At 60.1% G+C, this 13,695-nt stretch carries 10 protein-coding genes and 1 pseudogene; all 11 read left to right on the top strand.

All coding sequences use genetic code 11. The annotated features are described in order from the left end of the window. Positions 1 to 298: 298 nt before the first annotated feature. Positions 299 to 756: pseudogene (locus tag GTA51_RS21095) on the top strand (transposase); the annotation flags it as partial. A gap of 131 nt (positions 757 to 887) precedes the next feature. Next, positions 888 to 2,363, top strand: coding sequence for an HAD-IB family hydrolase (locus tag GTA51_RS19080; protein WP_160963961.1), 1,476 nt, complete (start codon positions 888 to 890; stop codon positions 2,361 to 2,363). A 280-nt stretch (positions 2,364 to 2,643) separates the two neighbouring features. Continuing rightward, entirely contained in the window at positions 2,644 to 3,588 is a 945-nt protein-coding gene (locus GTA51_RS19075) for an NAD-dependent epimerase/dehydratase family protein (RefSeq protein WP_160963959.1), read from the top strand. After that, complete coding sequence (locus GTA51_RS19070) at positions 3,585 to 4,877, top strand: NAD(P)/FAD-dependent oxidoreductase (protein ID WP_160963957.1); 1,293 nt, start codon at positions 3,585 to 3,587, stop codon at positions 4,875 to 4,877. The genes GTA51_RS19075 and GTA51_RS19070 overlap by 4 nt, the downstream gene beginning before the upstream one ends. Before the next feature lie 6 nt (positions 4,878 to 4,883). Then, positions 4,884 to 5,294: a GtrA family protein gene (locus GTA51_RS19065; RefSeq protein WP_160963955.1), complete on the top strand. Its 411-nt coding sequence runs from the start codon at positions 4,884 to 4,886 to the stop codon at positions 5,292 to 5,294. Next, positions 5,285 to 6,670: an FAD-binding oxidoreductase gene (locus GTA51_RS19060; RefSeq protein WP_160963953.1), complete on the top strand. Its 1,386-nt coding sequence runs from the start codon at positions 5,285 to 5,287 to the stop codon at positions 6,668 to 6,670. The genes GTA51_RS19065 and GTA51_RS19060 overlap by 10 nt, the downstream gene beginning before the upstream one ends. An 11-nt stretch (positions 6,671 to 6,681) precedes the next feature. Beyond that, positions 6,682 to 7,416, top strand: coding sequence for an SDR family oxidoreductase (locus tag GTA51_RS19055; RefSeq protein ID WP_160963951.1), 735 nt, complete (start codon positions 6,682 to 6,684; stop codon positions 7,414 to 7,416). Positions 7,417 to 7,428: 12 nt separating this feature from the next. After that, complete coding sequence (locus tag GTA51_RS19050) at positions 7,429 to 9,003, top strand: glycosyltransferase family 39 protein (protein ID WP_160963949.1); 1,575 nt, start codon at positions 7,429 to 7,431, stop codon at positions 9,001 to 9,003. 518 nt (positions 9,004 to 9,521) lie between these two features. Then, complete coding sequence (locus GTA51_RS19045; RefSeq protein WP_160963947.1) at positions 9,522 to 11,312, top strand: methyl-accepting chemotaxis protein; 1,791 nt, start codon at positions 9,522 to 9,524, stop codon at positions 11,310 to 11,312. 123 nt (positions 11,313 to 11,435) lie between these two features. Next, on the top strand, positions 11,436 to 12,356 hold the full coding sequence (locus tag GTA51_RS19040) for a branched-chain amino acid transaminase (RefSeq protein WP_160963945.1): 921 nt from the start codon (positions 11,436 to 11,438) through the stop codon (positions 12,354 to 12,356). Between the two features lie 58 nt (positions 12,357 to 12,414). Continuing rightward, positions 12,415 to 13,695, top strand: a 1,281-nt coding sequence (dnaX, locus tag GTA51_RS19035; RefSeq protein ID WP_246198238.1) for a DNA polymerase III subunit gamma/tau, incomplete at its 3' end; no start/stop codon positions are given.

Raw genomic sequence — 13,695 nt, 5'->3', positions numbered from 1 at the left:
CAACTACCGATGCCCAACGCAAGGCCCTCCTGCCACAACATCTCGATCCCTGCTCCCTGATCATCCCTGCCTGAGCTTCTGCCGCTTCCTGCTCGCCCTGACAAGACGCGTCTTATTGAGCGCTTACTCGGGCTCTGCTTGAGAAAGATGATTTCCAAATTTATCCTCGGAAAGCTGTGAGGGAAGGTCTTTTGTCCCAGAATCCACGGTTTTCGATGTCCCAGCGACGGAAGTTTTCAGCGGAGTTCAAGGCCAAAGTGGCGCTTGAGGCCCTGTCCGGCGAGTGAACCTTCGCCCAAAGGGCGAGTCGGCCATGAACCTGGACCTGATGCGGCGTATCGGCGAGCTGTTTCTGGAGACGCCCTTTTACGGATCGCGCCAGATGCGGCTGCATTTGCAGCATCAGGACATCGTAGTCGACCGTGGAAGTGTGCGGCGGTTGATGCGCAGGATGGGGCTGATGGCGATCTACCAGAAGCCCAAGCCAGTCAGCCGCATCCTGCGCACAAGATCTATCCGTATCTGCTGCGCGGGTTGCAGATTGATCGGCCAGATCCGGTGTGGTGCGTCGACAGTACGTACGTGCCAATGAAGCGAGGCTTCCTGTATCAGGTGGCAATCATGGACTGGCACAGCCGGGCGGTGCGGGCTTAACGGTTGTCGAACACGAAGGATGCGGATTTCTGCGTGGCCGCCCTGGAAGAGGCCATGAATCGATACGGCGTGCCGGAAATCTTCAACACGGACCAAGGGGCCGCCAGCCTGTCCAATCTACCCGGACCACCTCACGACCGCCATCTCCTTCTTCCGCGGTGGTTTGGATCTCTATCCGGCAAGCTCCCGATCGGAGCTACCCTCGGAATACCCAGAAGGGGCAGGACTCTTTCATGAGCAATGTACTTATTCTGTTTGACTTTGACGGAACTTTGACAACTGGTGATTCATTTTTTCGATTTATCAGACATACTTCAGGATATGTTGGCCTTCTACTGCACCTGCCTCGGATCATCGTTACTGTTGCCTGCGTTTGTTTCGGTATTATTCCTGCTAAGCGTGGCAAAGAGCGCATCCTTGCCTCCTTTTACAAAGGAGCAACCCGCGAATGGCTTGCAGCACAGGGAAGAGATTTCGCGCGATATGTCCTTGCGTCCAAGCTGCGGCCAAACGCTTTGTCCCAGATAGAAAGCTACAAGCACAGCGGGGCTCGTGTCGTTATCGTGTCGGCTTCTCTGGAGGAATGGATCAGACCCTTCGCTGAAAGCCTCGGTGTGGAATATGTCTGCACGAAACTGGCCTATGACAGAGACCGTTTCACAGGGAAAATCCTGGGTGAAAACTGTTCCGGCGCTGCAAAAGTACGCCTCTTGCGGGAATATATTCCTGATATGGACAAATACAAAGTTGTTGTCTACGGTGACAGTGCCGGGGATAGGCAGATGATGGCCCTGGCTGCACCAGAGAACGTCTTTTACAAGCCGTTTCGCAGCGATGTTTCTTGCGGCGCCTGGCTGCGCTTGCTGCGTATCCCGCAGTGGACCAAAAGCAGCTTTGTTTTTTTGCCGCTGTTTTTCAGCGGCCGTTTTTTTGAGGGCCACGCCTTTGTGCAGACCTGCGTGACGGCGGCCGCCTTTTGCCTGATTGCCAGCGCGATTTATATTCTCAATGATATCGAAGACAGGCAGGAAGACAGGAATCATCCTGTCAAGCGTTTCCGGCCCATCGCGAGCGGAGAACTTTCCGTACGTGCGGCTTTGACGGGACTGGCACTGTTGATGATTGCCGGGGTGGTACTGTGTTTCATGGCTGGTGTGGCAGTCTTTTATTCAATTTCTTTATATCTTGCGTTGAATGTGTTCTATATTTATTATGGCAAAAAAATGGCCATTATTGATGTCGCGTGTATCGCCATAGGATTTGTTTTAAGGATTGTTGCCGGGTCTTTGGCCATTTCCCAGGCAATGAGCCATTGGCTTATCATGATGGTTTTTTTATTATGCATGTTTCTCGGTCTCGGAAAACGTTGGGACGATTTATGTCTTACGGAAAATGGCTGCGCTTCCATTCGAAAATCAATCAATGGCTACTCGAAGAATTTTGTCATGTCCGCACTGACTTTGTTGAGCACGACGAATGTAATTTGTTACATCATGTATACTGTTGACGTACAGACTATGGCGCGTTACCACTCTGTCTGGGTCTACCCGACTGCCTTTTGGGTTGTTCTCGGAAATCTTCGATATTTGCAGATTATCTTTGTTGATCAGTCCGCCATGTCGCCGACAAAAATTATGTTGAAGGATATTGTTCTCCAGTTCTTTGTTCTTTGCTGGGGTCTGCATATCAGTCTGCTGTTGTACGCCTAGCAGGGATATCCGCACATCCCGGAGATAATACCGATGGGAATCGGCTGACCTCCTACGAATACCATCAAGCTGCGGGGGAGCGGCGTACCGCAGACCCGTTCACAATCGTTGCAGGTAAAGAGTAACATCCCCCCGTGCTTAATCATGGCGGCAAGGGTTTTCAGGGCCACTCCGACGGCCATTGGCAAGCACATGCGCTCTTGCGTCCGCCACGATCCGGTCATGCCGGAAACGGCCGAATGGAGCCGTCCGGCATGGCCGGGCAAACCAGGTAAAACGTATGAAAAAAATCATTGTCACGGGCGGAGCGGGCTTGTTGGGTCAAAACCTGATCACCCTGCTTGCGGAGCAGGGGTTCACCAATATTATCGCCATGGATAAAAACGCGTCCAACCTCGCGGTGGTCAAAAAGCTGCACCCTGCCGTGGAGACCGTGCTCGCTGATTTGAGCCAGCCCGGAGATTGGAAGGCGGCCTTTGTCGGCGCGCAGAGCCTTTTCCTGCTCCAGGCCCAGATTACCGGCTCCACGTTCGCCCCGTTTCAGAAAAACACCCTCGACTCCACGGCCCAGGTTCTCGATGCGGCGCGGCAGGCCGGGGTTCCGTTTACAGTCTTTATTGGCTCGTCCGTGGTCAACTCCGTGGCCGATGACAATTATACCCGGTCCAAGCGAGCCCAGGAACAGATGGTGGACGCTTCCGCTTTGCCACACTGCACGGTCAGGCCGACGCTCATGTTCGGCTGGTTCGACCCGAAACACTTGGGTTGGCTTTCGCGACTGATGGCTAAAATTCCTGTTTTTCCGATTCCCGGCAGTGGCGAATACTTACGCCAGCCCCTGTACGTCCGCGACTTTTGCAAAGTCCTGCTGTGGTGCGCCACGCATCCAGAGCAGGCTAGCGGCAAGGTCTATGACATTGTCGGTCAGCAAGACGTCAATTACATCGACATCATCCGAACGATCAAAAAGGTGAAGCGTCTGCATACGGCCATCGTCAAGCTGCCGGTGCCTCTGTTCCGGTTCCTTATGCGCGCCTACGGGGTGTTCTCCAAGAATCCCCCCTTCGTGGCCGATCAACTCGACGCCCTGATGGCCGGGGACTATTTTTCGGGTGAGGACATGCGCCAGACGTTTGGCATTGTCCCGACACCCTTTGCAGAGGCTATCAAGGAAACCTTTACCCATCCGGTCTACAGCCGGGTGGTCCTGGAGCGATGGGAATGAGCCGGATTGCTGTCATCGGTGCCGGGCCCATGGGTCTGGCCTGCGCTTACCAGTTCGTCCGGCAGGGCCATGCTGTGACTGTCTTTGAGGCGGACGACCGTCTGGGCGGTATGAGCGCCAGTTTTGATTTCGACGGGGTGCTGCTCGAGCGCTATTACCATTTCATCAATCTGCCTGACACACACCTTTTCGACCTCCTGCGCGAACTCGGCCTGGAAGATACATTGCGGTGGGTGCCGACGAAAATGGGGTTTTTCCGCCGGGGTAAAGACGGCAAGGCGCGGTTGCATCCCTATGGAAACCCCCTCGCTCTGTTGCGCTTTTCCGATATCCCCCTGTTTACGCGCCTGCGCTACGGACTGCATGTCCTGGCCTGCAAGCATCTCAAGGATCTCTCGCCCCTTGATGCCGTCTCCGCCAAAGACTGGATCACCCGCTGGGAAGGTCCGGCCGGCTATGATCTTTTCTGGCGTTTTCTCTTTGAAAAGAAGTTTTTTGAATTGGCAGACCCCCTGTCGGCGGCTTGGATAGCCAGCCGGGTGCGCCGGGTCGCCAAATCCCGAAAAAGCCTTATGGAGGAGCGTCTGGGCTATCTGGAAGGCGGTAGCCAGAGCCTGCTCGATGTCCTGGCCGGGCGCATCCGGGAAATGGGCGGTGACGTCCGACTTTCCTGCCCGGCGCGACGACTGGTGCATGCCGGGGGACGGCTGACCGGCGTGGAGTGGTCGGAGGGCGTCGAAGCATTTGATGCCGCCGTGTCCACGGTGCCGTTGCCGCTGCTTGACGGCCTGCTCCCTGACTCGCCGCCTGCTTATGGCGAGAAATTGCGGCAGTGCCGCAACGTGGGCTGCGCCTGCGCCCTGTTTCGGCTTGGCCGGCCGCTGACCGACAATTTCTGGGTCAATGTGGACGTGGACGGCTGGGATGCCCCGGGCGTCATTGAGTATTCCAACTTGCGGCCCATGGACCGGTCCTATGTCTATGTCCCGTTTTACATGCCCCAGGACCATCCCAAATGGGCGGCCGACACGGCCACGCTGCTGGCCAAGGGGCGGGAAATCCTGGCCGGTATCAATCCGGCGGCGGCTGCGACCGAGGAAGCCGCTCGGCTGTTTCGCTACACCTACGCCCAGCCGGTATGTCCGCCCCGGTTCCAGGCGCAGTTGCCGCCTTACGCCACTGGAATTGACGGGCTTTATGCCGCCGACACGGCGCACGCCTTCCCCGAGGACCGATCCATCAACGAAAGCGTGCGCATCGGCCGCGAACTGGCCGACCTGGTTGGCTGACACCGTATGAACATCAAGGAATTCATCCTGTTTGCCATAAGCGGCGGTCTGGCCGCGCTGGTCAACATCGGCTCGCGCATGCTGCTCAGCCTCGTCCTGCCGTACGCGGGGGCAATCTGCGTCGCCTACGTCCTGGGCATGCTGTCGGCGTTTCTGCTCTTCAAATTCTTTGTTTTCCGGGCGAAAAGATCGGCCCGCACAGGCAGCGAAGTCTTCTATTTCCTTCTCGTCAACGCCATATCCCTGCTGTTGACGCTTGGAATCAGCATCGGCTTGGCAGAAGTTGTTTTTCCCTGGCTGCAGTTCACGTTCCACGCCCACGACATCGCCCACATTATCGGCGTGCTATCGCCGGTTTTGCTGTCCTATGTCGGCCACAAATATCTTACGTTCAGGAAGGATGTGCCATGCATCTGATGGATTGGGGGAACTACCCCGTCGTCGACACGACGCTGCTGCGTCCGCGTACCATTGACGCCGCCACGGAGGTCGTCACCAGGGCAGAGCATCTCATTGCCCGGGGTCTGGGCCGGTGCTACGGGGATACGGCTCTCAATGCCTCCCTGGTCGTGTCCGCCGAGAAACTGGACGAGATGCTGGACTTCGATCCGTCCACGGGGCTGCTGGTGGCGCAGGCAGGCGTGTCCCTGGCGGAAATCCTGGACGCCTTCGCACCTCGGGGATGGTTCCTGCCGGTCACCCCTGGCACCAAGTTTGTGACTCTGGGCGGGGCGATCGCCTCAGACGTGCATGGAAAGAACCATCATCTCGCCGAAACCATAGGCCGCCATATCGCATGGTGCGACGTGCTCACGGCGGAGCAGGGGGTTTTGCGTTGTTCACCAACCGAGCATCCCGAACTCTTTCATGCCACGTGCGGTGGCATGGGGTTGACCGGCGTGATCCTTCGTGCGGCCATCCGGTTGGTGCGCGTGCCAAGTGTCTGGATCCGCCAGCAGGGCTACAAGGCCCGGAATCTGGAAGAAATCATGGACGCCTTCGATACCTATGCCCAGGCCCCCTTTACCGTCGCCTGGATCGACTGCCTCAAGCGCGGCCCGGCCATGGGCCGCTCCTTTTTGATGGCCGGCGACTGGGCCGATCCCGATTCCTTGCCCGGCAAACAAAGGGGCCGTCCCTTTGCCGTGCCTGCGGTGCGCGAACGCAACGTTCCCATCCCTTTCCCGTCCGTGGTCTTAAACCCGCTGTCTGTGCGGGCGTTTAACGCCCTCTATTACGCCAAGGCCCCCCGCGGCACGAGTGAGTCCATCGTCTCCTACAACGCGTTTTTTTATCCTCTGGATGCGGTCCACAACTGGAATCGCATCTATGGCAAACGCGGTTTTACGCAATATCAGTTTGCCATTCCGCGCGAGGCTGCCAAGGAAGGGCTGCCGCAAATCCTCGACCGCATCGCGGCCAGCGGCCAAGGCTCTTTTCTGGCCGTGCTGAAGCTGTTCGGGAAACAGACCACCTTCCCGGGCAATATCTCCTTCCCCATGGAGGGCTACACCCTGGCCCTGGACTTCCCCATAACCCGAGCCCTGTTTCCGGTTCTCGATGAACTCGACGCGATGGTGTTGGATTACGGCGGCCGGCTGTACCTGACCAAAGACGCCAGAATGTCTGCGGCGACCGTGCGCCGGGGGTACGGCAAGGCCCTGGACGCCTTCCTGGAAGTCAAATCGCGCTACGACCCGCACAACAAGTTCCGCTCGTTGCAGTCGCAGCGACTTGGGTTGGGCGGGGCGGCATTTTTGCTCCACAACGATCACGCAGTGGCTGCACTGTGACGGGAGACACCATGTCCACGATGCTCATTCTCGGTGCCACATCAGACATCGCCCATGCAACGGCAAAAACCTTTGTCTTGGCCGGCTGGGACGTATGGCTCGCGGGCCGCAACCAGGAAGTCCTGGATAGCCGGGCCAGGGATCTGCAGGTGCGCAGCGGCCGGCCGGTGCACACCTGCTTGTACGACGCGTTGGCCTCGCCGTGGGAACAACAACGGTTTTGGGAGTCCCTGCCCGGGTGCCCCGACAGCGTGCTGTGCGCCGTGGGCATGCTGGGGGACCAGGAGGCCGCCCGGCATGACATGGATCTGGCCGAAACCATACTGCGTTCCAATTTTACGGGCCTTGTTCCGATCCTCTCCCTGGCTGCGGATGCCTTTGAAAAGCGCGGCAGCGGCACGATCATCGGCATCAGTTCGGTGGCCGGCGATCGCGGCCGGGCGTCCAACTACGTTTACGGCAGCGCCAAGGCCGGTCTCACGGCCTTCCTGTCCGGCCTGCGCAACCGTCTGGCCAAAAAAGGCGTGCATGTCCTGACGGTGAAGCCGGGGTTCGTCGCGACCGCCATGACCGCAGGGATGGAGCTGCCGCAGCGGCTCGTGGCCCAGCCGGAGGCGGTGGCCAAAGCCATTTACGCGGCAGTCGTCGCCAAGAAGAATGTCATTTACACCGCTGGAATCTGGCGTTGGATTATGCTTTGCATCAAGATGCTGCCGGAATGTCTTTTTAAAAAGACCAATATTTAAAGAGGTTCGCCAGTGTCCAACGTCGCCGACAACGCCGATCCTGCGAAGGCTTCATGCTCCGCTGTGAGTGGTACATTGGTCTGGAACATCATTATTGGTGTTTCCCTGGTCATAAGCTTTGCTGTTCTGGTTCTTTACCTCCAACAACCCATTACAGACGTCCATGGATTCCGCCAGACCCAGACAGCCCTGACATCGTTCTGGCTGCCCGAACAGTGGCAGATTTTCCGGTACCAGACGCCGGTGCTCGGCGCACCCTGGTCGATTCCGTTTGAATTTCCGCTCTTTCAGATATTTGCCAGTGTGTTGTGGCTTGCCGGAGTGCCGCTCGACGCGGCCGGCAGGATCGTTTCCTGGCTGGCCATGGCCGGGACTCTCTATCCGATGTATAAGATATGTGGCAGGCTGTTTGGCGATAACCGCTGTTTTACCTACTGCGCTCCGCTGTACCTCCTTTCGCCGATCATGCTTTTTTGGGGCCGCACGTTCATGATCGAAACCTTTGCGGTGTTTCTGCTCGCCATGTTCCTGTGGTATTGCATGCTGGCCATCGATACGGGCCATTTTGCGGCCTACCTCGCCGCTGCCCTGTTCGCAACGTTGGGGATGGTTGTCAAACTCACCACGGCACCACCATTTCTTGTGGCCGCAGGGCTCTATGCCTTGCTTCGGCTTCGCCAAAGGGGGATCTTGCGGTCCTGGCGCTGCGTGCTCGGTCTTGGGCTGGTGATGGGGCTGGCCCTGGGGATGACGTGGTGGTGGGTGGGTTTTTCCGATCACGTCAAACTGCAAAACACGTTTGGGCAACATCTGTCCTCCGGCAGCCTGACCTCCTGGAATTTCGGCACCTTGGCGCAACGGTTGGACCCGGTCAATTGGGGAGCCCTGCTGCGCCGCCTGAATTCTAGCATTCTTGGCGGGGATATATGGCTGTATGTCCTGGCCGCCGTCTCCGTCTTTGCCGCACGGCACTATCGGTTTATCGCTTTTGCAGCGGTATTGCTCTTCTTGTTGCCCATTTTGGTTTTTTTCAATCTGCACCGCGTGCACAATTATTATCAGACCGCCAACGCCGTGTTCATACTCATGGCCGGCGGTATTACATACGCTGGTCTTGACCGGTCCGGCCATGGTGTCTGGGCGCGCAGCCTCCTGATTCTCCAGTTGGCCAGCATGGTTTTTGTTTTCAACACCGGGGAGTATGCCGCTCCTCTGCGTCATCCATACATGCGGCCTGTGAACGTCGGTCATTTTGTCAGGGAGCATACGCCGGAAAAGACGGCCATTGTTGTGTTCGGATGCGATTGGAGCAGTGAGATCCCGTATTACGCACAGCGAAAAAGCATCGTGGCGTCCGACTGGATGCTTGGCAAAAGTCCGCAAATGGCAAATACCTTGGACCGGCACCTGGGAGACCTGCCCCTTGCCGCCGTCGTCACTTGTCCGCGCACCGAGAAGGAAGATCCACGGCATCCCGTAGCCGCGGAGGCCATCACCCATATCAGCAACCCGAAGGCGGCAGTGATTGACGGATGTACGGTGACGTATCAGGATGGGGAGGCCGGTGGGCAGACTGACGCCCAATAACCGGTTCTCGTCTCGCCGCACTGGGAATAGCGGGCTCGGTAAAGGATGATTATCGGGGGCGCCGACAATCCCAGGCCAAAGCCCGCTCTTTGTTCCGGCGCAACGAGCGCCTTTGCGCCTTTCTGGCAATGCTGGCAGTGCCTCTCGATTGAGGAGGATGTGCGTCACATCCAATTCAATTTCAGGAATCTCGACAATCTGGTGGATGTCGTATTGTTCAATGCCCGCGAGGTTGGCACAGCCGCAGATGCATTGCTACGCGCTCCCGCCATTGTACCCACGCTTCGGAAGATTGAGACTACCGGGCAACACGATAAAATAAAATTCAAGGGCAGTTCGAAACGTACGGAGAAGACCCTGTCTTCCCCGAAATGGATTTTGCAGTACCGGTCCAGGGTGCTGCCCAGTGTTTGACAGGACGCGTCAAAGCTGATCTGACGAATTGTTTCGAGGCAGGGTCTTCGGCCTTATCCCGGGCCTTTTGGCGAACTTGTTTGGTCGTTTAAAGGAGTTGGGGCATGGGCAATGCCAAGGTTGGGGTCAAGCTTTTCACCACGGTTTGCGTCACCTCCCTGGTGACGCTGGTCATTGGATTTATTGGCTATCAGGGCTTGCGCCAGACCGGGGTGGCCCTCTCGTCCGTGGCGGAGCAGTCTTTGCCCTTCGTGGCCGGCCTTGGCCTGGTCAAGGAAGGGCTGCTGGCAGCCCAGTCGGCCGAGCGCACCATCCTGGTGCCGGAGTTGGCCAATTCCAAGGAATTTGACCGGCAGCGGGCCAATATCCAGACCGGATTGGCTCTGGTTGACGCCGGGCGGACCATGGTTGACGGATTGACGCTGGACGAAGAAGAAACCGCCAAGTGGCAGGTTTTTAACGCAGCCCTCACCGACTGGCGCAAGACCAATGCCCAGGTGCTTGACCTCGTCTCGGCTGCCAAACGCAGCAACGCCCTGACCCTGTCCATCGGCACCTCCATGTTCTCCATGAAAAAGGCCATGGAAGCGCTCAATTTTTTGCTGGAACGCAGCCGGCAGGAAGCCGAGGCCCAAGCCCAGGCCGCCCTGGCCGACGCGGCCAGCCGTCAGACAACCCTGATGGTCGTTGCCGGGCTGTGCGTGGTCCTCTCCGCACTTCTGGGCACGCTTATCACCCTGTCCATCACCCGGCCGCTGCGACAAGGAGTGGCCTTTGCCCGAGCCGTGGCTGACGGTGATATGCAGGCCCGCCTGGATGTGGCCGGGCGCGACGAGATCGGCACCCTGGCCGACGCCATGCGGCGCATGCTCGTTTCGCTTAAGGACAACATCGCCCAGGCCACGGCCCGGGGCGAGGAGGCGGCGGCGGCGGCGGCCACGGCCTGCCAAGCCACGGAGGTGGCCGAAAGCCACCGGCAGGCGGCTGAAACGGCCCGGCAGGAAGGCATGCTCCATGCGGCCGGTCAGTTGGCCGATGTGGCCGGCGTCTTGACCGGGGCCACCGCCGCCCTGGCCGAGCACACCGAGCGGGCCACCCAGGGGGCGGCCGAGCAGTCGAGCCGTTTGTCCGAGGCCGTGGCCGCCATGGGCGAAATGAGCGCCACAGTCCTGGATGTGGCCCAAAACGCCGCCACCGCCTCCCAAACGGCGGCAGCGGCCCGGGACAAGGCGGCGACGGGTTCGGCCGTGGTGGGCCGGGTTGTGGACGGCATCAGCGCCGCCCGGGACAAGGCGCTTGTCCTGGCCCGGGACATGGCGGACCTGGGCAGCCAGGCCGAGGGCATCGGCCGCGTGCTTGGGGTTATTTCCGATATCGCCGATCAGACCAATCTGCTGGCGCTCAATGCCGCCATCGAGGCCGCCCGGGCCGGCGAGGCCGGACGCGGCTTTGCCGTGGTTGCCGACGAGGTGCGCAAACTGGCTGAAAAAACCATGACCGCCACGGCCGAGGTGGGCCAAGCTATCCGCGACATCCAGGCCGGCACGCAAAAGGGCGTGGCCGGGGTGCGCGATGCGGTGGGCATGATCGAAGCGGCCAACGCCCTGGCCGGGGAGTCCGGGCAGGCCCTGGCCGCAATCGTCGGCCTCGTTGAAGCGGCCTCGGATCAGGTGCGCTCCATTGCCGCCGCCTCCCAGGAGCAGTCTGCGGCCAGCGATTCCATCGAAGGGAGCATTGCCGATGTCAACCGGGTGTCCGAGGACACGGCCCGGGCCATGGAACAGGCCGCCGGAGCGGTGGGCGATCTGGCCGAGCAGGCCCGGGTGCTTGAAAACCTGATAGAAGCTTTGCGCGGTGATGGCGGGTTGACGGCCCTGCCGGCGGCAGCGGGCTGACCGGGTTGACCGGGAGGGACGAAGCGCTTAAACTGCCATGTTCTCGTTTCGGTCATGGTTCGCGCAATAAAGGCGCCATCCGGGAAGCTCCCCGGAAAACGTTTCCAGCACGGGGGTTGGATCATGGGGGTTCGGACTGATTTTATCTGGATGGACGGCGCGCTTGTGCCCTGGGATCAGGCTAATGTGCACGTCCTCACCCATACCTTGCATTACGGCGTCGGCGTGTTTGAAGGCATCCGGGCCTACGAATGCACCGACGGCACCTCAGCCGTTTTTCGGTTAAACGAGCACATCGACCGGCTGCTCGGTTCGGCCAAGGTCATGGGCATCAAGGTTCCCTACACCTTGGAGCAGTTGGCCGACGCCTGCATCGAGACGCTTAAGGCCAACAAGATGACCGCCGGCTATATCCGGCCCCTCATTTTCATCGGCTCGGGCGAGGCCATGGGTGTCAATCCCGGTCCCAACCCCATCCGCGTGGCCATTGCCGTGTGGCCGTGGGGTGCCTATCTCGGGGCCGAAGCCCTGGAAAAAGGCATCCGCATCTGCACCTCAAGCTACACCCGCCACCATGTCAACGTCATGATGACCAAGGCCAAGGTGGTCGGCAACTACGTCAACTCCGTGCTGGCCAAGACCGAAGCCCTGGCCGACGGCTACGACGAGGCTTTGCTCCTTGATCCCACCGGCTACGTGGCCGAGGGCTCGGGAGAAAACGTCTTTATCGTGCGCAAGGGTGTTATAAAGACCCCGCCCCTGACCTCGATTCTGGCCGGCATCACCCGCGACAGCCTCATCATCCTGGCCAAGGAGCTTGGCTACGACGTGGTGGAGCAGCTCTTCACCCGTGATGAAGTCTACATGGCCGACGAAGCCTTTTTCTCCGGCACCGCCGCCGAACTGACCCCCATCCGCGAACTGGATCGCCGGGTCATCGGCGAGGGCCATGCCGGTCCCGTGGCCAAGGCGCTGCAAGCCGCCTTTTTCAAGGTGGTCAAGGGCGAGAACCCGGCCTATGCCGGCTGGCTGCGCCGGTTTTAGCCTGTAACCAACCCCGGGCGGTCCAGCACTTTGACCCCTGGACCGCCCGGAAACGCCCATGAGCACTGTCAGTCTTACCGCCAAATACCGCCCCCAGCGCTTTGCCGACGTGGCCGGCCAGGAGGCTGTCAAACGCATCCTGTCCCGGGCCGCTGCCGAAGATCGGATCGCGCCGGCCTATCTGTTTAGCGGCACACGCGGCGTGGGCAAGACCACGCTGGCCCGGGTGCTGGCCAAGGCGCTCAACTGCGAGACCGCGCCCACGGCCGAACCCTGCAACGTCTGCTCCCAATGCCGCCAGATAACGGCCGGTGTCTCCCCGGACGTCATCGAGATCGACGCCGCCACCCACGGCAAGGTGGACGACGCCCGCCGGCTCAAGGAAGACGTGGGCTATGCGCCGCTCAATAGCCGCTACAAGGTCTTTATCATCGATGAAGCCCACATGCTCACCACCCAGGCCTTTAACGCCCTGTTAAAGACCCTGGAAGAGCCGCCCGGGCGCGTCACCTTTATTCTGGCCACCACCGAGCCGCACAAATTTCCAGCCACCATCATCAGCCGCTGCCAGCATTATCTCTTCAAGCGTCTGGCCCAGGGCGAGCTTGAAGCCCATCTGGTCAGCCTGCTTGACCGCGAGGCCGTGCCCTACGAGGCCAAGGCCGTCAGCCTGATTGCCCGGCGCGGGGCCGGCAGCGTGCGCGATTCCATGTCGCTGCTCGCCCAGGTGCTGGCTCTGGGCGGCACCGAGCTGACCGAGGCCGACGCCCGCAATGTGCTGGGTCTGGCCGGCCAAGACGTCTTTTTCGGCCTGATCGAAGCCATTGAGGCCGAGGACGGGCCGGGTGTGGTCACCGTGCTGCGCCAAGTGCTGGACAAGGGCCTGGACATCGGCTTTTTTTTGCGCGAGCTGGCCTCCATGTGGCGCAACCTGTTTCTGTTGCGCCAAGCCGGCGAGAAGGCGCTGTCCGTGGTCGATCTGCCGGCCGAGGAAGCCGGCAACTGGCTGGAGTGGGCCGGTCGCATCGAGGCCGCCCATATCCATGCCTGCTGGCAGATGACCCTGGAAGGCCAGCGCCGGGTCCAGACCAGCCTGGAGCCGGCCCTGGCCCTGGAACTGCTCCTGCTCAACATGGCCTATCTGCCGCGCCTGCTTCCGTTGCAGAATCTGGCCGCCTGCGCGGCACCGGCCGGTGCGACCGGAGCACCTGCGTCTGGCCCGTCTGGTCCGGCTGGGCAACGCCCGGCCTCCCGCCCAGGCCCGCAGCCGGGTGGGTACCGGCCGCAGCCCGTGGCCGACCGGCCCGGGCCTTATGGCCAGCAGCCGCCCCGACAGGCG

Source organism: Solidesulfovibrio aerotolerans (assembly GCF_009856865.1).
GTDB classification, from domain to species: Bacteria; Desulfobacterota; Desulfovibrionia; order Desulfovibrionales; family Desulfovibrionaceae; genus Solidesulfovibrio; species Solidesulfovibrio aerotolerans.
This window is presented reverse-complemented; position numbering and strand designations above follow the sequence as displayed.